Genomic DNA, 21572 nt, shown 5'->3' with positions numbered 1-21572 from the left:
TCCTAGAGTGCGCAAAAGTGGATCGCGAAGCGCTCGCCGTCTTGGTGGGGAAATGAATCGCCGTCGCAACAACCGGCTCCTTCCAATTCCCAATCCCAAATCCCAAATCTCGGCCTTTACCCGATCCCGATCGCTTTCTCTTTCGCCTCCGCGATGCGCCGCTCGAGGTAGTGGATGTTCTGGCCGCCGCTCTGGAAGCCGCCGTCGGCCATGATGCGTTGCTGCAGCGGCACGTTGGTCTTGATGCCTTCGACGACCATCTCCGACAACGCGATGCGCATGCGTGCGATCGCGGTGGCGCGGTCGCGACCGTGCACGATCAGCTTGCCAATCATCGAATCGTAGTTCGGCGGAATGCGGTAGCCGTCGTAGACGTGCGTGTCGACGCGCACGCCGGGGCCGCCGGGCGCTTCGAAGCGCTTCACGATGCCCGGGCTCGGCATGAAGGTGTCGGGATCTTCGGCGTTGACGCGGCATTCGATCGCGTGGCCGGTCAGCACCACGTCCTGCTGGCGGATCGACAGCTTCTCGCCGGCCGCGATCAAGAGCTGCTCGCGCACCAGATCGACGCCGGTGATCAGCTCGGTGACCGGATGCTCGACTTGGATGCGCGTGTTCATCTCGATGAAGTAGAAGCGGCCGTTCTCGTACAGGAACTCGAACGTGCCGGCGCCGCGATAGCCGATGCGCAGGCAGGCTTCGACGCAGACCTTGCCGATCTCCGCGCGCTGCTCGGGCGTGATGCCCGGTGCCGGCGCTTCCTCGACCACTTTCTGGTGGCGGCGCTGCATCGAGCAGTCACGCTCGCCCAGATGAATCGCATTGCCCTGGCCGTCGGCGAGCACTTGGATTTCGACGTGGCGCGGGTTCTCCAGGAATTTCTCCATGTAGACCTCGCCGTTACCGAACGCGGCCTTGGCTTCCGACTTGGTCATCTGGATCGCGTTGGAGAGATGCGCTTCGGTGTGCACGACGCGCATGCCGCGCCCGCCGCCGCCGCCGGCCGCCTTGATGATGACCGGGTAGCCGATCTCGCGCGCGACCTTGGTGTTGGCGACCATGTCCTCGCCGAGCGGACCGCCCGAGCCCGGCACGCACGGCACGCCGGCCGCCTTCATCGCGCGGATCGCCTCGACCTTGTCGCCCATCAGGCGAATCACGTCGGCGGTCGGGCCGATGAAGATGAAGCCGGACTTTTCCACTCTTTCGGCGAAGTCGGCGTTCTCCGACAAGAAGCCGTAACCGGGATGGATCGCCTGCGCGTCGGTGACTTCCGCCGCCGCGATGATCGCCGGCACGTTGAGATAGCTTTCGGCCGCCGGCGGCGGCCCGATGCAGACCGACTCGTCGGCCATGCCGACGTGCTTGAGGTTGCGGTCGGCGGTCGAGTGCACCGCGACCGTCTTGATGCCGAGCGTATGGCAGGCGCGCAGCACGCGCAGTGCGATCTCGCCGCGGTTAGCGATGACGACTTTATCGAGCATGGAGGGGCCGGGATTGGGGATTTGGGATTGGGGATTGGGAAAGCGCGGAATCCGCGCTGCGCGACTCGATCGAATGGATCAGCGCGTTCAGGCGCGCGAAGGTGCGTTGAAGGATTTCGTCCAACGGCTCGGAGCGAGCGGCAAAGTCGAGACGTACGGCGATGTGGATTTGCGTGTCGAGCTCGGCGAGCGAGCCGCGGGCGATCGAGAGGAAGCGCAGGTATTCGACGGTGGATCGCCGCGCCGCACCTTCCGCGATGTTGGAAGGGACGCTGACGGCAGCACGGCGCATTTGGCTGATCAGTCCGAACCGCTCGCTGTCGGGGAAATGTTCGGTCAGCCGATAAATGGCTTCCACCAATGCCATGGCATCCTGCCAGACATCGAGTCGCTCATGCGGGCGCTGTTTCGAATCCCGAATCACGAATCCCCAATCCCGGCTCTTCAGCCCACCACGAACATCGGCTCGTCAAACTCGACCGGCTGGCCGTTGTTGACGAGGATGGCGAGGACGGTGCCGCTGACGTCGGCCTCGATCTGGTTGAACATCTTCATCGCCTCGATGATGCCGAGCGTGTCGCCGGCCTTGACCGCCTGGCCGACTTTGACGAACGCCGCCGCTTCCGGGTTCGCCGACGCGTAGAAGGTACCGACCATCGGTGCTTTTACGACATGGCCGGCCGGCAGCGACTTGCCGCCGGTGCTCGCCGCCGGAGGCTCGCTCGCCGCGGGTGCGGCGGCCGGGGCCGGTGCTTCGACGCGCATGGGCTGCGCCGGCACCATCTGCGGCATCGAGGCGACCATGCCCTTGGGCAGGCGCGACAGACGCACGATCTCTTCGCCTTCTTTGATTTCGAGTTCGGCGAGATTGGATTCTTCGAGCAGGTCGATGAGTTTTTTGATCTTGCGCAGGTCCATGCGGACTCCCGGCTGAAAGTCTTTGAAAAAGGTCAGGCCCCGAGCCGGCGCACGGCGGCGTCGAGCGCGAGACGGTAGCTGTCCGCGCCGAAGCCGGCGATGACGCCGACGGCGAGGTCGGAAAAATACGAGTGATGACGGAACGCTTCGCGCGCGTGCACGTTGCTCAGATGGATCTCGACGAACGGGATCGCAACGGCGGCGAACGCATCGCGCAGCGCGACGCTGGTGTGGGTGAACGCGCCCGGGTTGATCAGGATGAAGGCAGTACCGTCGCGCGCGGCGGCCTGGACACGATCGATCAGTACGTGTTCGGCGTTCGACTGCAGGCTGCTCAGTTCGTGCCCGGCGTCGCGCGCGTTGCGCGCCAGCTCGGCGTCGATGTCGACCAGCGTCGTGCGCCCGTAGACCTCGGGCTCGCGCGTACCGAGCAAGTTGAGGTTGGGGCCGTGCAGGACCAGAATCTTGGCCACGGGCGCACTCGCGGGAAACGGGGCGCTAGTCTGGGGGAGCTTGCCCGTTCTGTCCAGTTCGACGACGTTCGACGGGAAATGCCGGAGTTTGGGTTAGAAATGCGGGGCGAGCCAGGCCTCGAGCGCCGCTTCGGTGAAGTTGCCGGCGCGTTGCGCGAGGATGCGGCCGTCGCGGCCGATCAAGACCGTATAGGGCAGCACGCCGCGCAGATTGCCGTAATCGAGCGCGACGTCGCCGCCGCGCGCCGGGTCGTCGAGCAGGATCGGATAGGCGACCGGATATTGCCGCAAGAACGCTTGCGTCGCCTCCGGCGAGTCGGCCGCGACGCCGACGATCTGCAAACCCTTGCCGGCGTAGCGCTGCTGGCTGCGGTCGAGCAGAGGCATCTCTTCGCGGCAGGGGGCGCACCAGCTGGCCCAGAAATTCAGCAGCACCAGCTTGCCTTGCCACTCGCCCAGCGCGCGCGGCTTGCCGGCGAGGTCGGGCAGACTGAGCGGCGTACTCGCATCGCCCACCTTCAGCGTATGCGCTGCCGCGAATTGCGGCGGCGAGGGCCGCAGCCAGCCGCCGACCAGGAAACCGCCGAGCGCACCGCCGATCGCAATGACGAGGATCAGCAGGTTGGTGCGATTGAACCCGCTCACTGCAGCTTGCCGATCCGTGCGACGAACGCGTCGGCGTTCTCGAAGCCGATCAGGCGCAATGCGCGGCGCTCCTCGCCGCCGCTGAAGAAGATCGTCGCCGGCGGGCCGAACAGGCCGAAGCGCTTCAACAGAGCCTGATCGGCCTCGTCGTTGGCGGTGACGTCGGCCTTCAGCAGCACGAAATTGGCCAGGCTCTTGTGCACCGGAGCTTGGGTGAAGGTGAATTTCTCCATCTCCTTGCAGCTCACGCACCAGTCCGCATAGAAATCGAGCATCACCGGATGGCCGCCCTGTGCGGCGGCGGCGATTTCGCGGTCGAGGTCGGCGCTGGACTTGATCTTGCGGAACGCGAGCTCGCCGCCGCTTTGCTGGCCGCCGCCGCTGGCGACGATGCCGCCGAGCGGCTTGAGCACGTCGCGCCCGCCGGCCGCGGCGCCGATCAGCTCGGCCGCGCCGAGCAGGAGCAGGATCACGCCGAGCGCCTTCCACAACCGGCTCCAGCCGGAGGCGTCGTCGGGCAGGCGTTCGAGCGCACCGAGATAGACCGCCGAGGCGACCAGCAGCGCGCCGCTCATCAGCATGACCCAGACGCCGTCGAGGATACGGCTCAGCATCCAGATCGCGAGGCCCAAGAAGAGCACGCCGAACACCGCCTTGACCGCGTTCATCCAAGCGCCCGCACGCGGTAGGTAGCGCCCGGCCGCAGTGCCGAACACGACCAGCGGCGCGCCCATGCCGAGACTCAGCACGAACAACGCGAGACCGCCGAACACCGGATCGCGCGTCTGGCTGATGTAGAGCACGGCTGCGGCGAGCGGCGGCGCCACGCAGGGGCCGACGATCAGCGCCGAGAGCAGGCCCATGATCGCGACGCCCAGCAGCGAGCCGCCTTTCTGGCGGTTGCTGATGTCGGCCAGCTTGGTCTGCAGCGAGCTCGGCAACTGCAGATCGTAAAAACCGAACATGCTGAGCGAGAGCAGCACGAAAATGCCGGCGAAGCTCCACAGAATCCACGGCTTTTGGAACGCCGCCTGCAGGTTCGCACCGGCGAGCCCGGCGACGACGCCGGCAATGGTGAACACGACGCAGGTCGCCAGCACGTACACCACCGACAGCACGAACGCGCGCCGGGTCGAGATGTTGTCGCCGGAGCCGGCGATGATGCCCGACAGGATCGGGACCATCGGGAACACGCAGGGCGTGAACGCGAGCAGCAGGCCGAAACCGAAGAACGAGAGCAAGGCGACCAAGCGATTGCTCGACAGGTTCGCAGCGAGCACCTGCTCTTCCGACTGGCCTTCACTGCTGGCGCCTTTTCCGCTTGCGGGAGAGGCCGGCGCGACAGCGCCGGAAGCGGGCTGCGCCTGCGCCACCGTCGGCACGAACGACGCCTTCGCCGCCTCCAGCTCCTCCGCCGTCGCCGCCGGCATGTCCACGCTGACCTCGCGCGTCATCACCGGGTAGCAGATGCCGTCGTCCTGGCAGCCTTGATATTCCGCATGCACCTTGATCGTCTGCGGCTCGCCGCGTTCGCGTGCCAGCGCGAGCGGCAGCTCGACTTGATTGAAATAGACGACGACCTCGCCGAAATGCTCGTCCGTGTGCGGCACACCCTCGGGCCAGCGCGGCGCGCCGAGGCGCGCACCGCTGCCGTCGGCGAGGGTGACCGTGCTCTTGTCGCGATACAGGTAGTAGCCCTTGGGCATCGTCCAGCGCGCGAGCAGCGCGGTCGGACTGGCCGCGATCGCTTCGAACACGAACGCCTGTTCCGGCGGCAGCGGCGTGCGGTCGCCGCTGCCGCCGAGCCCGGGCTCGCCGCCGAGCTTGACCAGCGATTCGGCGGCGCCGCTCTTGAGACCTTCCGGCGCCGATTCGACTGGCGTGGCCGCGGCCGTCGCGCTGGCGGCAGGAATTTCCAGATTCAGCGTCGTCGCATGCGGCGGGTAGCAGATCTTCGGATCGACTTCGTGGCAACCCTGCACGCTGACGCTCAAGGTCAGCGTCTTGCCCGTCGCATCGGCCAGCGTGTAGGGCAGGACGGCGTCGACCGCACCGTGATAAGTCTCGACATCGCCGAGGAATTCGTCGTGCTTCTGCTTGCCGGGCGGCAGTTCCGGCGCGCCGAGCGTCAACCCCGCCTGCGTCGTCTTCGCTTTGATGCGCGAGCGGTACAGGTAGTAGTCCTTGGCGATGTCCCAATGCAGAGCGATCTTGCCGGGCGCGGTCACGCTCGCGCTCAACTTGAACGCCTGCTCGACCGGCAGCAGGTCGTCGTCCTGCGCTTGTGCGAAGCCGACCAGGCCGAGCGCCAGGAAGAAGCCGAGGAACAGTGTTCGCATCACGAAAACACTCCGGAAAACGGTAGACGGGCTACAGGACCGCGCTTGGACCGCGCGCATTACAGGTCGTTCATTGTCACGATGTCGCAGCCGCGACCCAATCCAGATACGCCGGCAGGCCGTCGACGACGTCCAGCGCGATCAATTCGGGCACATCGAAGGGATGCAAGTCCGGCAGCCGCGACTTCAATGCCTCGAAGCGCTCGCGCGTGGTCTTGATCAGCAGCAGCACTTCGCGCTCTTCCTGCACGGCGCCCTGCCAGCGATAGGTCGAGACCATCCCGGGCAGCGCCTGCACGCAGGCGGCGAGGCGTTCCTCGACCAGCGCGCGCGCGATCCGGGCGGCGGTTTCGGGGTCGGGGCAGCTGCAGTGGGCGATGAGGGCGGACATGCGATCAGCGGGTGCGCAATCGGCGATCTTCACACAATCCTGTTCCGATGACTCCGGCTTGCATCCCAAGCGGGCAAATCCGCGGTATGCGTCAATTGGGGCGTCGGGGCAGAATCGGCGGCAATCGTCGACGTTCCGAAGTCGGAAGTCCCATCCTCTGTTGCACGGCCTTGAGCAGAGCCGCACGCGATGGAGCGTTGAAGAAGGGCTTCTCGCTTCGCATCCTTGAATCGTAAGAGGGGCGATATGCTCCACCGGCGTAATAGCTTGCGCCTTCAAACATCCCCACGGAGCCATCAATATCCCGGCTGGGAGCGTTGAAGCCCGCCGGAAGCCATGCCAGCCAAGGCGTCTTCGAAGCCTCAGGAGTGAAGGACACGTTGGGGCAGTACGATGCCGCCGACCCGGCAGCCGGATGCACGCCGCCAAACTCTTCGTACTCGTCGCAAAGGGCGCCGACGAAATGCCCCATTTCGTGGCTCGACGTAAAGTCATTGGGTGATATCTGGCTTGCGCCGGCGGCTAAGACCATGAGTCCCGGATGCGCCAAGGTGACATTGGATCGCGGCCCCCAGAGTGGGGTATTGACGGCCACGACCGCCAGGTCGACTTCGGGCAGTATGGCCGTCGCGTCGACCAGGGCGGCGTTGCGGTCCAGTTCGAGTGTCGACCGAGCCAGCTCGAAAGTCGCCCCGTAGCGGGTGCGGCGTTCCCATACCTTCGCGCCGTTTGCCGCTACGACATTGAATCCCGCTTGCGGCGAAGGCGTGAAAAGCACATAGACGTTGAATGCGTCTTGATGCTCGTTCCAGAAGTCCGAGCCGAGCAGCGAACGCACGAACGAGCGCGAGGCTTCCAGAAACAGCCCCTTGTCGTCGACGCTGAGGTAGCCGTCGCCATTGAGGTCGACGAACGGTTCGTCGCCGTCGGTCGGAACGGTTCCGAGCACCGGCGGAGGATGATTCCAATCGTAGTAGGTCAGATCTCCTGACGAGTAGACATGGTCGCCGTCGAGGTCGTACCAGATGAGACCATCCCAAGTCCCGTTCCGGTTGCTGTCGGTAAAGGACTCTTTTTCATCGGCATAGCCATCCGCCAGCACGAGGATGTTGAAGCGGTGGGCGCGATCCCCGTTCCCGTACAGGCGGAGAAGGCCGTTTTCCATCGTTTCCTGCAGCGGAAGATCCTCAAGGACGACCTCGGCTGGGAGCGGATCGCGGCCGAACAGGAATGTACGGCCCGCCGAACTTCCGCCGTCCGGGGATTGGATTTCGACGCCCCAGCCTTCGGCGTAAGGAATGGCGATTCGGCCCTCCTCACTGAGAGTCAAAGGAAAAGCTTCGGCCTGGGCTGGGTCGTGCAACAACAGCTGCACGTCACGCAGCGGTTTTCCGCGAGCGTCCGAGAAACGCGTGGACCACAGCAGCGGGGGTGGCTCGGCAGGAAAAGTTTGCGCGTATCGAGCGACTTGGTTGGCGACGACCTCTATGTCCACCGGAGCTCGCTGAGGCCAGCCTAGGCGCGTAATGGAGAGGTTGTAGTGGCCAGGGCTGAGCGAAAGACGATACTCCTCGACACATCGTCCATCGGCCGTCGGCGTCGGGGGCGTGACAGGAAAAAAGGGTCGGGTGACGTGAGTGCCGTCGGCAGCGACGAGTTGAGCGCTGGCCAAGAGGTACGAATGGAGCGGCGCTGTCGTGAAGCACGCTTGGGTAATGGAGAGTTGAACTTCTCCTTCTTGCGCATCGAGCACAATGTCCGGCAATTGTTGGTCGGACAAAATCGTGATGGGGGACGTTCGATGGGGGCGCCGGTAGAAGACGTTGCCGCGTCCGCCATCTTCGCGGTTGGTGTCGATCTCGAAGACGTAGGTTCCCTCCATTAACGGCAACTCGTATTCGCCGATCCCGTTGGTTCTGGTCGACACGACGAAGCGATCACCGGGGACTTCGTATGCACGAACGCGAGGGCGGGCGTAGGAATCGGACTGGGGATTCACAATGCGGCCGTTTACGCGACGCTGCATCCGCACGGCGACCTTTCGTCTGTCGCCGTTCCGGAAGACTTCGGGGCCGATCGTTGCAAACGGGATGTCGCTCGTCAGAAAGAACTGGACAGTCGCCGGACGCTGGGAGGGCAGCGGCAACATGCAGGGATTTTCGACGCAGTACGATCTCGTATCGAGCCCCTCGTCGTTGGATTCTCCATAGAAGGAGCCTTCGTAAGGCCGTCCGGCGGTATCGATTAGGTCGAACCGCGTGTCGATCGTCGTCGGCATCGTCCAGTTGACCGGTCTTGCGGTGTTGAACTGGACCTCGGTGAAGCGACGGCTGAAATTCAACGAACTCAGGTCGCAGTAATACTTGCGGCCCGAGGGTGCGTAAAAGCGTATGGAATTGGGCTCGATCGTAGTGCCTCGTATCCAGTACTGAGGCTCGTTTTCCGTTGCGTGGGAATTGCATTCGGCATAGAAACTACCAGCGAACTGAGCGCCCGGCTCTGTCGAGACGTGGGCGAAGACGGTCTCGACGTGGTCTAGCAGGATGTCGATCGCTCCGTTGCCGGAAACAAGACCGAGTGGATATAAGATCGAGGGCGCGTATCCCGACAGATTCGTTATTCCCAAAGCGAGCTTCGCGGTGGAGTCTCTGGAAACGGTAGCGAGCAGTCGTCCTCGGCTTGCCGTCACAAAGAAGTCTTCATTCTGATCGTTGCGAACCGAGTAGGAAGCTCCGAGGTTGTCGCTGATGACCTCTCCGGTACGCGCATTCTTCAGAATCATCTCCAGCTGCCAGCCCCGCTTCACGACGAAAGGGTCGGGCTCGGCTCCCGAATAGTTGAAACGAATCGTCGTGGTTGCCAGCGGCGGCGGCGGTGCCAGGCTCAGCCGATAGGAAGTGCCCGCGGTGAGGGACATGCGGAGCGATCCGTCTGCCTCTACCTGCAAGTCCTGCTGTTCGCTGCCATCGAGCGCTCTCACGGTCGCAGGAAAAGCCACGCCGGGAGCACCGCCACTTTCGTCCACGACGTGCGCGACCACGATGGCGGCCATCTTTGCAGCAGCGGTGTCAGGGGCGGAAATGAGAGGACTGCTCGCCGGAGAACGTGCGGTAATGCCAGGGTTCAAACTCGAGTGCGAGTCCGCATAGGGGAGGCGGAGGTCCTTACTGAGCTCTGCTCCGGTGGCGCGTGCCGCGTCGATCTGTCGTTGCAATGCGGGCTCAGTTTGATGGTTGAGAAGTTCATGGGTGGCTGCTTTCGCGGCCACAAGCGAGGGTTCCAACTTGAGAGACGCGGCTGCTGCGCCGTCCAGAGATGCCTGATCGACGTCCATGGCCCACAGCTCGCGTTGCGTTTCGTCCAGCAGACTCAGATGCGTGCCGGGTGAAGGCGACGGCACGACAGCCACGAAGGACGTTTCTGAGTCTTCGCCGGCGTGGAATCGGTGAGGTATCGGCAATTGGCGCGACCAGAGGAGGGCGGAACGGTCTGCAGTCGCCGCTATCGTCCAAGCGGCACCGACAACGGGTGGCGCAGCGGGGACGCGTGGACTGGTCGTCAGTGAGACGAGGTGCGGTTGCCGCTGGGAATCCATTCGGAAACCAAGGACCAGCGCTTCGTTGCCAGCCGCTGCCGTCACCGGAATCAGCATGCCCAGGCTGATGATCCATGCAAAAAAGTGTCGCATCTCGGTTCCCTCCCGTCCTGAGGCTGTCGATTGCCTCACGTGGAAGAGCAGCCGTCAATGCGTGTTCCCGCCAACGTCAAAATTGTGGGCGCGGTCCAGCGCCGGGTCGCCGCGGATGGCAGATAGCTTTAGTCGCGCCGCGGAAACAACGGCGGCAACGGGCGCGGTGAACGCGGCGGCACGGCCGGATTCGTGCGCCGCGCGATCGCACGCTCGAGTGCCGTGCGCGAAGGCGGGTTGAACAGCGGCGACAGCCGGTTGTTGCGCATGATCGAGTTGAAGTTCGGCCGGAAGGCACCGCCGGGGTAGTACTCGGCGCCCTCGTAGACGCCCAACGACGGCACCATGTCGCGGCTCGGAATGCGCGTATCGTTCGCCAGCCAACTCATCCAGGGCAGGTCGAGGAATTCGGGCACAAAGCCGACATTCGCGCACCAGGCGATCGGGTTGCCGGCCTCCGGATGCACGCCGAAGAATTCGGTGTACTCGTCGCACAAGCCGCCGACGAAGTGCCCCATTTCGTGCGCCGGGCCGGTCTCGAAACTCCAGTCCGTCTGGGCCCCCGCCGTCCACAGAATGCTGCCGGGCTGGGTAAGGGAGGAATTGCCGCGGGCGATGTCCATCACCGGCCGGTTGATCAGGAGCACGACGAGGTCGAGTTCCGGAAGGGCGGCAAGCGCGCGATGCTCGAGCTCTTCGCGATCGGTGGCCAGGATGAAGCGCTTCAGCCGCAGCACCGTGTCGTAGCGTGTGCGGCGTTCGATGACCCGCTCGCCCGATTCCGCCATGACGCTGTAACCGGCCTGTTCGGACGGCTCGAACAATTCATAGACGTTGAAGGCGTCGCGATGCTCGTTCCAGAGGTCGGCGCCGAGCAAGGCGCGCGTGAATTCGCGCGCGCCACGATGGAAGATCGCGCCATCGTCGATGCTGAGCACGCCGTCGCCGTTGAGATCGGTGAACGGCTCGCTGAAATCGGCCGGGTTGGCCCCGTTCGGCAATACGGCGGGGGTGGGCGAGCCGTACGCGGTGACGAAGTCACCGTCGCTGACGACACCGTTCCGGTCCAGGTCCTGCCAAGCGAAACCGTCCCACTGGCCGTTGCCGTTGAGGTCGGTATAGGACTCGTGTGCTGCCGCGTAGCCGTCGCCGACGATCAGGATGTTGAAGCGCGTCTTGCGATTGCCGTCACCGTACAGACGCAGCAATCCGCCCTCGTCGAGCGACTGAAACGCCAACTCGGGCAGCACCACGGTCGCCGGCGGCGGCTCCTCGCCGATGGTCACGCGCGTGCTCGCTTTGGCGTCGTACTCCGCGCGGTCGTCGGGGAAGAACTGAGCGGTCCAACCTTTGTGATACGGCGTTTCGAACCTGCCGTTTGCATCGGTGGATGTTTCCAGCGTTTTTTCCCCGAGCAGCATTCCATCGTGCCAATGCAAGCGGCCCGCGATCGGCTGGCCGGTTTCGGAGACGAGTTGGCCGCGCCAGACCAAGCTGCGCGCCGCGGCGGAAAAAATCTCGGTCTGCTCGACTTGGGCATCGGCCGTGATGCGCACCGCGGCGTAACGCTTGCTGTTCCAGCCGAGCGGAGCCCCTTCGATCGTATAGGTGCCGGGGCTGAGGCGCAGGCGGTACTGTGCGATGCAGTTTCCGGCCGCATCGGTCGGCGTTGCGCTAGCGGCGGGGATCAGGCGTTCGATGCGTGCCCCGTCCGCCGACGTCGCGACGACGGTGAAATGCGCCAACGGCGGCGGCTGGCGCGGGCAGGGCAGTTCGGCGGAGAGCACGAAGGCACCGCTGCTGGGGTCGACGGCGATGTCGGGAAGCGTGGTATCGGCGGACACCTGCAGCGCGCCGGTTCGGATCGGCGTGCGATAGAACAGTGTGCGTTCGAAGTTCATCAGATTGTCGTCGGCTTCGAACACGTAGCGGCCGGCCGGCAACGGCATCTCGAACAGCCCGCTCTTCGGATCTTGCTGCGTCGAGAGCACGAAGCGGCCGCCGTCCGCGGCGTAGGCGCGGACGATGATGGGGTGATCGACGTCGACGTGGCCGCTCACCGCGAAGGTCGGCTCGGCGTCGTCTTTCAGCGCGGCGGGTTTCGTGCGAGTTACAGGGGCGTTCGTGATCTCGGGCGGGCGGGGCGGATCGGCGACTTCGGTGCGCGGCGCGCGCGCATAACCGGACTGCGCCGACACCGATTGCCTGAGCTTCGCCGTCGCCGCATAGGCGCCCGCCAGTTCGCGCCGCACGTGCGCGCCCTCGCGATCGGCTTGCGCGATCAGTCCCGCATCGACCGTGCGCGTCCACAGCACGTCGCCTCGCTCGCTGCGCAACACCAGATGCGATCCGGGCGCGGGGCGCGGCACGACCAGGGAAAAATGCAGATCCTCTTCAGTGTCGGCATGGAAGGCACGCGGCACAGGGAGGCGGTTGGTCCAAGAGGCATTGCCGGACGGCGATTCGAGCGCGATGGTCCACGTCGGTCCGTCACGGAATGGCCGCGAATCGACCTGCTCGGCGGTGGAAACGCCGACCAGTTCGACGGCGGCGCCGGCGCGGAAGTCCAACACCACTCCGCTCGGCGTTTTCGCGAGGGCTGTTCCGGCCAGCAACGCCGCCAACAGGAGTGCAATGCGACGCGTCATCTCCAAATCCTCACGGCCTCTTCCTGTCGAGGATTCGAGCATGCCGCGCCCGTCGAGGTCAACGAAGTACTTCGTATTATTTGCAGCGTGAGCGTGCCGCCGAATCGGCCGGCGCGCGAACGGAACTCACGGATCGAAAACTCCGCCTGCGACCGTCGTTCGAGCGCACGAGCCGGGCCGTTTTGCGAATCGCTCTTGAAAGGCTCCGGGCGGAGCTTCATCTGTCTCGCCAGTCGGGGACGGACTTCCTTCACGCGTCCTTCGCCGTTAAACTTGGCACTCAGCACTAGCAAGTGCTAACAATTTTCAAAAACCCCTTTTTCATCAACCTGTTGAGGAATTCCCCATCATGGCACTTCGCCCGTTGCACGACCGCGTGATCATCAAGCGCCTGGAGGCCGAGACCAAGTCGGCCGGCGGCATCGTCATTCCCGACGCCGCGGCGGAAAAGCCGATCAAGGGCGAAGTCGTCGCCGTCGGCACCGGCAAGATCCTGGAAGACGGCAAGGTCCGTCCGCTCGCCGTGAAGAAGGGCGACAAGGTGCTGTTCGGCAAGTACTCCGGCACCGAGGTCAAGGTCGACGGCGAGGAACTCCTGGTCATGCGCGAGGAAGACCTCGTTGCAGTGATCGAGTAAGAGCCGGGATTTGGGATTGGAGATTCGGGATTCGTAGAAGCACTACGCGCTCCGATTCCCACCTCCTCCCAACCCCCGCTCCCCGCTTTTCCGAATCCCCAATCCCGAATTCTGGAGTTTCCCCATGGCAGCTAAAGAGATCCGTTTTTCCGAAGACGCCCGCGCGCGCATCCTGCGCGGCGTGAACACCCTCGCCAACGCGGTCAAGGCCACGCTCGGCCCGAAGGGCCGCAACGTCGTGCTCGAGAAGAGCTTCGGCGCGCCGACGATCACCAAGGACGGCGTGTCCGTCGCCAAGGAGATCGAACTGGCCGACAAGTTCGAGAACATGGGCGCGCAGATGGTCAAGGAAGTCGCTTCCAAGACCTCCGACGTCGCCGGTGACGGCACCACCACCGCCACCGTTCTCGCGCAGGCGCTGATCCGCGAAGGCCTCAAGGCCGTTGCGGCCGGCATGAACCCGATGGACCTCAAGCGCGGCATCGACAAGGCCGTGATCGCGGCAGTCGAAGAGCTGAAGAAGCTGAGCAAGCCGTCGGCCGATTCCAAGTCGATCGCCCAGGTCGGCGCGATCTCGGCCAACGGCGACGACGCAATCGGCAAGCTGATCGCCGAGGCGATGGACAAGGTCGGCAAGGAAGGCGTCATCACGGTCGAGGAAGGCTCGGGCCTGGAAAACCAGCTCGACACGGTCGAGGGCATGCAGTTCGACCGCGGCTACCTGTCGCCGTACTTCATCAACAACCAGCAGAGCCAGCAGGTCGAGCTGGATGACCCCTACGTCCTCCTGTACGACAAGAAGATCGCCAACGTGCGCGAACTCCTGCCGGTGCTCGAAGGCGTGGCCAAGGCCGGCAAGCCGCTGTTGATCGTCGCCGAGGAAGTCGAAGGCGAAGCGCTGGCGACCCTGGTCGTCAACACGATCCGCGGCATCGTCAAGGTTGCGGCCGTGAAGGCGCCGGGCTTCGGCGATCGTCGCAAGGCGATGTTGGAAGACATGGCGATCCTGACCGGCGGCCAGGTCATCTCCGAGGAAGTCGGCCTGCAGCTCGAAAAGGCCACGCTGAAGGATCTCGGCCGCGCCAAGAAGGTGCTGATCACCAAGGAAAACACCACCCTCATCGACGGCGCCGGTGAAGCCGCGGCGATCCAGTCGCGCATCAAGCAGATCAAGGCGCAGATCGAGGAGACCTCCTCCGACTACGACCGCGAGAAGCTGCAAGAGCGCGTGGCCAAGCTGGCCGGCGGCGTGGCGGTGATCAAGGTCGGCGCCGCGACCGAAGTCGAAATGAAGGAAAAGAAGGCGCGCGTCGAAGACGCTCTGCACGCGACGCGTGCGGCGGTCGAGGAAGGCGTGGTGCCGGGCGGTGGCGTTGCGCTGATCCGCGCGCTGGCAGGCCTGGGCAAGCTCAAGGGCGACAACGAAGACCAGAACCACGGCATCCAGATCGCCAAGCGCTCGATGGAAGCGCCGCTGCGCGAAATCGTCACCAATGCCGGTGAAGAGGCTTCGGTCATCCTGAACAAGGTCGCCGACGGCAAGGGCAACTTCGGCTACAACGCGGCGACCGGCGAGTACGGCGACATGGTCGAGCTCGGCATCCTGGACCCGACCAAGGTCACGCGCACCGCGCTGCAGAACGCCGCGTCGATCGCCGGCCTGGTCATCACGACCGAGGCGATGGTGGCCGAAGCGCCGAAGAAGGAAGAAGCGCACAACCACGGCGGTGGCGGTGGTGGCGGCATGGGCGGCATGGGCGGTATGGATTTCTAAGAAATCCGAAGCCCGCGCTTTTCTCCTCTCCCGCTTCCGGGCGAGGAGTGAGCGAAAGCTCCGACGCTTCATCAAAAAGCCCCGCAGCGATGCGGGGCTTTTTTTTTGCGCGCAGAATCATCGGTGAACGGGCAAAAAATCTTGCGCTGAACATCGAGGCAAGGGACTACCATCTCGTGAATTCGAGCGAGAGGCGCAGCCCATGACCGCGCAACACCATGCGATGACCCGCCGCCATTTCCTCGAGCGCGCCCTGCTGCTGGCCGGCGGCAGCTTCGCCGTCGGCGCCGTCGGTCGCGCCGAACCCGCGCCGAGGCAGGAGAACGCGATGTGGCAGATGCCCGATGAAGGCGCCGCGCACGCGGCCACGTGGATGGCCTTCGGTCCCGACGAGGAGGTATGGGGTCGCAAATTGCTGCCGGCCGCGCGCGAGAACTTGGCCGCCATCGCCAAGGCGATCGCCGCGCACGAGCCGGTCAAGATGCTGGTGCGCGAGGAGGACTACGACCTCGCTGCGCGTCTGTGCGGCAGTTCCGTCGAGCTGGTGGTGCAGCCGATCGACGACTTGTGGATGCGCGACACCGGGCCGGTGTTCGTCAAAGGCCCGGCCGGCGAGCGCGCGGCGGTGGACTTCAACTTCAACGGCTGGGGCGGCAAGCAGGAGCACGAGCATGACGCGAAAGTCGCCGGCTTCATCGCCGATCGAAGCCGCGCTCGTGCGCTGCAGACGCGCTTGGTTATGGAAGGCGGCGGCATCGAAGTGGACGGCGCCGGCACCGCCATCGTCACCGAAAGCTGCGTCCTCAATCCCAACCGCAATCCCGGCCTCGGCAAAGCCGAGTGCGAAGCGGAGCTGCGCCGCCTGCTCGGGCTGCGAAAAATCCTTTGGCTACCCGGCATCGCCGGCCGCGACATCACCGACGGCCACACCGACTTCTACGCCCGCTTCGCCGGCCCCGGCGCAGTCGTCGCCGGGCTGGAATCCGATCCCGCCGCGTTCGACTACGCCGTCACGCGGCGTCACCTGGAGATTCTGCGCAAGGCCACCGATGCCGATGGACGCAAGCTGAAAGTGCTGACGCTCGAAGGTCCGCGCAGCGTGCGCGCCCAGTACGAGAGCGCGGACTTCGCCGCCGGCTACATCAATTTCTACGTGTGCAACCGCGCCGTGATCGCGCCGCAGTTCGGCGACGCCAAGGCGGACCGCCGCAGCCGCGACCTCTTGACCGAGCTGTTCCCAGGGCGCGACATCGTGCAGCTGAACATCGATGCGATCGCCGCCGGTGGCGGCGGCATCCATTGCACGACCCAGCAGCAACCGAGTTGATCGCACGTTGCCGCCGCATCTCAAACGGCTTCGCAGCGCCGTTTGAGATGCGGTTTGATGCGATCCGAACACGAATCGAATGCGCTCGGAGAAGCCGCCGCGCAGGGTGCAAGGCTCGCCGAATCCTGGAGCCCGCCGATGCCGCGAATTCTTTTCCTCGCGTTGATCTTTGTATTTCTTGCCGTGCAGGCCGCGTCGTCCCACGCCGCGGACGGCACGCCCGATCCCAGCTTCGGCGACGGCGGCAGCGCCTTTCTCACGCCCGACGACGTCGAAGCGCGCACTCTCTATCCGTACGCGATGAGCGTGCTGCCCGACGGCAAGCTGCTGCTCGGCGGCTTTCGCGGCCAGTTCAATCCGGAGCTGCCGTGGGAACTCAAGCTGCGCGCGATGCTGGCGCGGCTGAACGCCGACGGCAGCGTCGATACCAGTTTCGGCAGCGGCCCGATCGCCGGCGTGGTCGTGCTGCCCGATCTGGTGCCCGACACGCGCATCCAGTCGATCCAATCGATGCGCCGCCTCGCCGACGGTTCGATCCTGGTCGCCGGCACGGCGGTGGCGGAAGCGCCGGCCACCGGCTTCGTGCTGAAGCTGCACGCCGACGGCAGCCTCGATGCCTCCTTCGGCACGCAGGGCAAGACTCTGCTGGCGTACACCGAATTCGATGCGCTCGCGCTCGACAGCCAAGGCCGCATCGTCGTCGCCGCCACCAATGTCGAGGATTTCGACCGCACCATCGCCACCGTCGTGCGCCTGCTGCCCGACGGTTCGTTCGATGCGGGCTTCGGAACCGCCGGCATTCGCACGATCGACTGGGACGACGCGACCCATGCGGGCAATCTCAACGACCTCGCGCTCGACGCCGACGATCGCATCGTCGTCGGCGGTCGCTACAGCACCGACGGGCCGAATGCCGATTTCGCGATCGCGCGGCTGGCCGCCGACGGCAGTTTCGACACCACGTTCGCGGACCGCGGCTGGCGCGTCTTCCACGACGCCGGCGCGGCCTCGGCCGGCAACAACGTCGAACGCCTCGCGCTCGCCGCCGACGGCGGCATCGTCTTCGCCGGCCAGTACACCAACGCGGCCGGCCGGCGCGCGTTCGCGCTCGGCCGCCTCACGGCCGACGGTCGCACCGACACGAGCTTCGGCGATCCGGCCACGCCGGGCTATCTGTTGCCGCCGATCCTGGCCGACGCGTTCGGCGTCGACGCGACCGCGCTGCTGCTGCAGGCCGACGGCAAAGCGGTGGTGTCGCTGAGTTACTTCGCCGAGCAGACCAAGCAAAGCTTCCTCGTGCTGCGCGCCGGCGCCGACGGCCGCCTGGATACGGATTTCGCCGCCGCCGGCGTGCTCGCCGCCGATCTCGCGCCGAGCGGTCCGGGCAGTCAGGCCGGCTGTCTCGCGCAGCAGCCCGACGGTCGCCTGCTCGTCGCCGGCCGCACGCAACGCAGCCCATCGCCCGACGCCACCGAGCCGCTCGGCGAACTCGGTGTGCTGCGCCTGCTCGAGGGCGCGACGGACCGCGTCTTCGCCGACGGCTTCGACTGAGCACCGCAGTCGCTGTCTCGAAATCGCGCGAAATCTCGTTCTACCCTCAGAGCCACGGCGGCGAAACGGGGGGAGAACGATGGCGAGGACGGCACTGGTCGATCTGTTGCGGCGTGCGGCGCGGCTGGCCGAACACGCGCGCGTGTCCGGCCAGCCGCTGAACGAGGCGATCGCACGCGAACGCGAGCGCCGCGTCGATGCGGCGCGGCGCCGCTTCCTGCGCCAATCCGCCGGCGTTTCGGCGGGTCTCGTCTTGGCCGCCTGCGCGCCGTTGCCGCAGCGCGCGCGCGGTGACGACGTGGTCATCGTCGGCGCCGGCATCGCCGGCCTGGTGTGCGCGCATCGGCTGCGGCAGGCCGGCATCGGCGTGCGCCTGTACGAGGCGCAGGAGCGCGTCGGCGGCCGCATCTGGAGCCTGCGTCACCATTTCGCCGACAAGCAAGTGTGCGAACTCGGCGGCGAGCTGATCGACAGCGGCCACGCGCGCATGCGCGCGCTCGCGGCCGAGTTCGATCTCACGCTCGACGATCTCGCCGCCGATCCGACCGCCGCCTACGGCGACATCTGGTTCTGCGGCGGCCGCCGCTACGAAGAGAGCGAGATCCTGCGCGAATTCGCACCGCTCGCCGCGGCGATCCGGCGCGACGCCGAAACGCTGCCCGACGCCGAGATCACCTATGCAGCACCCGGCAGCGCCGAAGCGCTCGATGCGATGTCGATCAGCCAGTGGCTCGATCGCAACGGCGCTTCCGGCTGGCTGCGCCGGCTGATCGAGGTCGCTTTCACCACCGAGATGGGCCTCGATTGCGAGGAACAGTCGGCGCTGAACTTCCTGACTTTCATCGATCCGAGCACCGAGCGCTTCCGCGTATTCGGCGACAGCGACGAGCGCTTCCACGTGCGCGGCGGCAACGAGCAGATTCCCGAACGGCTCGGCGCCAAGCTCGACGATGCGATCGTCACTGGCAGCGCACTCGAAGCGCTGCACCGCTCGGCCGACGGCCGCTACGTGCTGAGCTTCCGCCGCGGCGCGGCCTCATTCGATGTGCGCGCACGCCGCGTCGTGCTGGCCTTGCCGTTCACTCTGCTGCGCCAGGTGCGCCTCGACTTGGAGCTGCCGCAGGTCAAGCGCCGCGCGATCGCCGAGCTCGGTTACGGCACCAACACCAAGCTGATGATCGGCTTCAACGAGCGCGTCTGGCGCACGCGTCACGCCAGCGGCGGCAGCACCTACAGCGATCTGCCGCTGCAGACGACGTGGGAAACCAGCCGCATGCAGGCCGGCACGGCCGGCATCCTGACCAATTTCACCGGCGGCCGGCACGGTCTGGAGATCAGCAACAGCCCGCTCAAGCCGCTTGCCGATGCGGCCGCCGGCCAGCTCGACGCGATCTTTCCCGGCATCGCCGCAGCGCGCGTCGGCGCACGTGAGGCGCGCATGCCATGGCCGCGCTTCGTCTGGTCGCTCGGCAGCTACGCTTGCTTCCACCCCGGCCAGTGGACCGGCTTGCGCGGCGCGATCGGCGAGCGCGTCGGTAATCTGCATTTCGCCGGCGAGCACTGCGCGTTCGAGAACCAGGGCTTCATGGAAGGCGGCGTCGAAAGCGGCGAAGCCGTGGCGCAGGCGATTCTCAGTCCTGCGGCCGCGGTGGCGGCCTGAGGTTCGACTCGCCCCGAGCGCCGGTGTCAGTGCCTGGCCACGTCGCGCCAACGGTTCGGCGTGGTGCCTTCCCATTGATGAAACGCGCGCGTGAACGAGTTCAATTCCTCGAAGCCGAGAAAAAACGCGATCTCGCCGGCTTCCATGTCGGTCGCGGTCAACAGGTGCCGCGCGGCGCGCTGGCGCACGCGGTCGAGTTCCTGCTGGTAGCTGGTGCCCTCATCGGCCAGGCGCCGCTGCAGCGTGCGCGGACTGACGTGCAGCTGCGCGGCGACCGCTTCGACGTTCGGCCGCTGGCCGCGCATGCTGCGACCCAAGATGGCGCAGACCTGATGCGTCAGCGAAGGCGCCGCGTCGTGCTCGCGCAAGGCCGCCTCGAGTCCCGGCAGCAACATCGCGAGCGTGTCCTCGTTGTAGGTGACGAAATCGACCTGCATGGTCGCCGCGTCCCAGACCAACAAATCCTGCGGCGCATCGAAGCGCAAGGGACAGCCGAAATAGCGAGCCAGACCTGCCGCGATCGGCTCTGCCGGCGCGCGCCGCGTGAACTCGACGCGCCGCGGCACGATCGTCGCATCGCCGCTGCCTTGCCGTACCAGGCGCAGCGAGGAGGCGAACATCGCATCGGTCAGCACCGCCGGCGCGTGGTTCTCCGCCGCGGTCCAGCGGTAGTGCACGATCGCGGCGTCGCCGGCCATCTCGATGGTGATTTCCTCCGGGCACGACAGCCGCTTGTAGCGCGCGACCTTGCGCATCGCGTCGAAGAAGTTGGCCGAGTGCAATGCTGCGATCGAGGCCGGATCGTAGTGCTCGATCGCCAGCTGATCGCCCAGCCGCAGACCGAACAGCGCATCCTCGCTGGCCTCGCCCAAGGCCTGCCAGAAGGCGAAGAACTGGCGTGTGCTCAGGCGCGGCTGGCGCGTGGCGAACAGCGTCGGCGACAAGCCGGCGAGTTGCAGCACGCGCGCTTCGTCGATGCCGAGTTCGAGCAGGCGCGTACGCGTGACCTTGCCGAGCGGGATCAGGTCGGCACTCATCGCAGCGAACCTCCGGCGGCGGCACCGACGAGAGCGAGCTGGGGCCGCGGCGGCACGCTGAAGTCGGTCGACAAACTCAGCGCGCGCCACTTCGCGTCTTCGGCCGCTTGCCAGGCGCTTTGCTGCTGCGCCAACGCGACGGCGTCGCTGCCGAGCAAGAGACGCAGCGGCGGCTGCGCCATCTGCGCGACCTGCAGGATCACCTGCGCGGCCTTGTCCGGATCGCCGTTCTGCTTGCCGTCGTACTGGGTCAGGCGGTCCGCCGTGGCGCCGACGGTCGCGCGATAGTCGGGCGAGATCGGCGCGATCTTCATCGAAGCGCCGGCCCAGTCGGTGCGGAAGCCGCCCGGCTCGACGATGGTGACCTTCAGACCCAGAGGCGCGATCTCCTTGGAGAGCACTTCGGAAAAGCCTTCCACCGCGAACTTGGCCGACTGATACGCCGCCAGTCCGGGCGAGCCGCGCCGGCCGCCGACCGAGGAAAACTGGATGAAATGCCCCGTGCCCTGCTCGCGCAGGATCGGCAAGGCCGCGCGGGTCACGTTGGCGAGGCCGAAGAAGTTCGTTTCGAACTGCGCGCGGAAGTCCGCCTCGGCGATGTCCTCGATCGAGCAGACATTGCCGTAGCCGGCGTTGTTGACGACGACGTCGAGCCGGCCGAACGCGGCCAGCGTCGCATTCAGCGCCGCGTAGATGGCGGCTTCGTCGGTGACGTCGAGCGCGACGGCGCGCACCCGCTCGCCGTAGCGCGCGACCAGATCGGCCAGCTGCGCGGGATCGCGCGCGGTGGCGACCAGACGATCGCCGCTCGCCAGCACCGCTTCGGCCAGACTGCGGCCGAAGCCGCGCGAGCTGCCAGTGATCAACCAGACCTTGGACATATCCATTTCCCTCGTGCGGGAGTTTCGTCGAGGCGGACTATAGAGAGCGTGAGGACGGCTCAGACAATCCGATCGCGCCAATTGATTATCCAAAGACGCCAAACCTGACGCCGGCTCGG

General features: G+C 65.9%; 16 protein-coding genes. 5 read left to right on the top strand and 11 right to left on the bottom strand.

All coding sequences use genetic code 11. The features are described from left to right. Positions 1-116: 116 nt before the first annotated feature. The 9 genes from accC to AC3QL3_RS18525 all read right to left on the bottom strand — a co-directional run bounded on the left by accC (position 117) and on the right by AC3QL3_RS18525 (position 12586). Entirely contained in the window at positions 117-1484 is a 1368-nt protein-coding gene (gene accC / locus AC3QL3_RS18565) for an acetyl-CoA carboxylase biotin carboxylase subunit (RefSeq protein ID WP_492895598.1), read from the bottom strand. After that, positions 1474-1908, bottom strand: a complete 435-nt coding sequence (locus tag AC3QL3_RS18560; protein WP_492895597.1) for a four helix bundle protein — start codon at positions 1906-1908, stop codon at positions 1474-1476. The genes accC and AC3QL3_RS18560 overlap by 11 nt, the downstream gene beginning before the upstream one ends. A gap of 20 nt (positions 1909-1928) precedes the next feature. Next, positions 1929-2402 carry an acetyl-CoA carboxylase biotin carboxyl carrier protein gene (gene accB / locus AC3QL3_RS18555; protein WP_492895596.1) on the bottom strand — a complete coding sequence of 158 codons (474 nt, stop codon included), beginning with the start codon at positions 2400-2402 and terminating at the stop codon, positions 1929-1931. A gap of 32 nt (positions 2403-2434) precedes the next feature. Further along, entirely contained in the window at positions 2435-2875 is a 441-nt protein-coding gene (gene aroQ / locus AC3QL3_RS18550) for a type II 3-dehydroquinate dehydratase (protein ID WP_492895595.1), read from the bottom strand. 93 nt (positions 2876-2968) lie between these two features. Beyond that, positions 2969-3520 carry a TlpA family protein disulfide reductase gene (locus AC3QL3_RS18545; RefSeq protein ID WP_492895594.1) on the bottom strand — a complete coding sequence of 184 codons (552 nt, stop codon included), beginning with the start codon at positions 3518-3520 and terminating at the stop codon, positions 2969-2971. Further along, positions 3517-5859 carry a protein-disulfide reductase DsbD gene (locus tag AC3QL3_RS18540; RefSeq protein WP_492895593.1) on the bottom strand — a complete coding sequence of 781 codons (2343 nt, stop codon included), beginning with the start codon at positions 5857-5859 and terminating at the stop codon, positions 3517-3519. Before AC3QL3_RS18540 ends, AC3QL3_RS18545 begins: the two co-directional genes overlap by 4 nt. A 76-nt stretch (positions 5860-5935) precedes the next feature. Next, positions 5936-6250, bottom strand: coding sequence for a divalent-cation tolerance protein CutA (gene cutA, locus AC3QL3_RS18535; protein WP_492895592.1), 315 nt, complete (start codon positions 6248-6250; stop codon positions 5936-5938). A 91-nt stretch (positions 6251-6341) separates the two neighbouring features. After that, entirely contained in the window at positions 6342-9938 is a 3597-nt protein-coding gene (locus AC3QL3_RS18530; protein WP_492895591.1) for a M64 family metallopeptidase, read from the bottom strand. A 128-nt stretch (positions 9939-10066) separates the two neighbouring features. Further along, positions 10067-12586, bottom strand: a complete 2520-nt coding sequence (locus AC3QL3_RS18525; protein WP_492895590.1) for a M64 family metallopeptidase — start codon at positions 12584-12586, stop codon at positions 10067-10069. 349 nt (positions 12587-12935) lie between these two features. On the opposite strand from AC3QL3_RS18525, the gene groES reads away from it, so the two are divergent. The 5 genes from groES to AC3QL3_RS18500 all read left to right on the top strand — a co-directional run bounded on the left by groES (position 12936) and on the right by AC3QL3_RS18500 (position 19535). Beyond that, on the top strand, positions 12936-13223 hold the full coding sequence (gene groES / locus AC3QL3_RS18520; RefSeq protein ID WP_492895589.1) for a co-chaperone GroES: 288 nt from the start codon (positions 12936-12938) through the stop codon (positions 13221-13223). A 124-nt stretch (positions 13224-13347) separates the two neighbouring features. Beyond that, a complete protein-coding gene (gene groL, locus AC3QL3_RS18515) occupies positions 13348-14997 on the top strand; it encodes a chaperonin GroEL (RefSeq protein ID WP_492895588.1) in 1650 nt (549 codons plus the stop codon). Between the two features lie 202 nt (positions 14998-15199). After that, a complete protein-coding gene (locus AC3QL3_RS18510) occupies positions 15200-16324 on the top strand; it encodes an agmatine deiminase family protein (protein WP_492895587.1) in 1125 nt (374 codons plus the stop codon). A gap of 138 nt (positions 16325-16462) precedes the next feature. Continuing rightward, positions 16463-17875: a hypothetical protein gene (locus AC3QL3_RS18505; RefSeq protein WP_492895586.1), complete on the top strand. Its 1413-nt coding sequence runs from the start codon at positions 16463-16465 to the stop codon at positions 17873-17875. 79 nt (positions 17876-17954) lie between these two features. Further along, positions 17955-19535 (top strand): flavin monoamine oxidase family protein, encoded by a 1581-nt coding sequence (locus tag AC3QL3_RS18500; RefSeq protein WP_492895584.1) that lies wholly within the window; start codon positions 17955-17957, stop codon positions 19533-19535. 26 nt (positions 19536-19561) lie between these two features. Here AC3QL3_RS18500 and AC3QL3_RS18495 read toward each other — a convergent pair whose 3' ends face one another. After that, positions 19562-20572, bottom strand: coding sequence for an AraC family transcriptional regulator (locus tag AC3QL3_RS18495; protein ID WP_492895582.1), 1011 nt, complete (start codon positions 20570-20572; stop codon positions 19562-19564). Continuing rightward, entirely contained in the window at positions 20569-21453 is an 885-nt protein-coding gene (locus tag AC3QL3_RS18490; protein ID WP_492895581.1) for an oxidoreductase, read from the bottom strand. The genes AC3QL3_RS18495 and AC3QL3_RS18490 overlap by 4 nt, the downstream gene beginning before the upstream one ends. Between the last annotated feature and the right edge of the window lie 119 nt (positions 21454-21572).

It is taken from the genome of Dokdonella sp. GW821-FHT11D02 (genome assembly GCF_058808595.1).
This window is presented reverse-complemented; position numbering and strand designations above follow the sequence as displayed.

What these genes read in the sequence shown, in the direction of transcription:
- accC (WP_492895598.1), bottom strand. Translation starts at nt 1,484, where the DNA reads ATGCTCGATAAAGTCGTCATCGCTAACCGCGGCGAGATCGCACTGCGC.
- accB (WP_492895596.1), bottom strand. Translation starts at nt 2,402, where the DNA reads ATGGACCTGCGCAAGATCAAAAAACTCATCGACCTGCTCGAAGAATCC.
- AC3QL3_RS18540 (WP_492895593.1), bottom strand. Translation starts at nt 5,859, where the DNA reads ATGCGAACACTGTTCCTCGGCTTCTTCCTGGCGCTCGGCCTGGTCGGC.
- cutA (WP_492895592.1), bottom strand. Translation starts at nt 6,250, where the DNA reads ATGTCCGCCCTCATCGCCCACTGCAGCTGCCCCGACCCCGAAACCGCC.
- AC3QL3_RS18530 (WP_492895591.1), bottom strand. Translation starts at nt 9,938, where the DNA reads ATGCGACACTTTTTTGCATGGATCATCAGCCTGGGCATGCTGATTCCG.
- AC3QL3_RS18525 (WP_492895590.1), bottom strand. Translation starts at nt 12,586, where the DNA reads ATGACGCGTCGCATTGCACTCCTGTTGGCGGCGTTGCTGGCCGGAACA.
- groES (WP_492895589.1), top strand. Translation starts at nt 12,936, where the DNA reads ATGGCACTTCGCCCGTTGCACGACCGCGTGATCATCAAGCGCCTGGAG.
- groL (WP_492895588.1), top strand. Translation starts at nt 13,348, where the DNA reads ATGGCAGCTAAAGAGATCCGTTTTTCCGAAGACGCCCGCGCGCGCATC.
- AC3QL3_RS18510 (WP_492895587.1), top strand. Translation starts at nt 15,200, where the DNA reads ATGACCGCGCAACACCATGCGATGACCCGCCGCCATTTCCTCGAGCGC.
- AC3QL3_RS18505 (WP_492895586.1), top strand. Translation starts at nt 16,463, where the DNA reads ATGCCGCGAATTCTTTTCCTCGCGTTGATCTTTGTATTTCTTGCCGTG.
- AC3QL3_RS18500 (WP_492895584.1), top strand. Translation starts at nt 17,955, where the DNA reads ATGGCGAGGACGGCACTGGTCGATCTGTTGCGGCGTGCGGCGCGGCTG.
- AC3QL3_RS18495 (WP_492895582.1), bottom strand. Translation starts at nt 20,572, where the DNA reads ATGAGTGCCGACCTGATCCCGCTCGGCAAGGTCACGCGTACGCGCCTG.
- AC3QL3_RS18490 (WP_492895581.1), bottom strand. Translation starts at nt 21,453, where the DNA reads ATGTCCAAGGTCTGGTTGATCACTGGCAGCTCGCGCGGCTTCGGCCGC.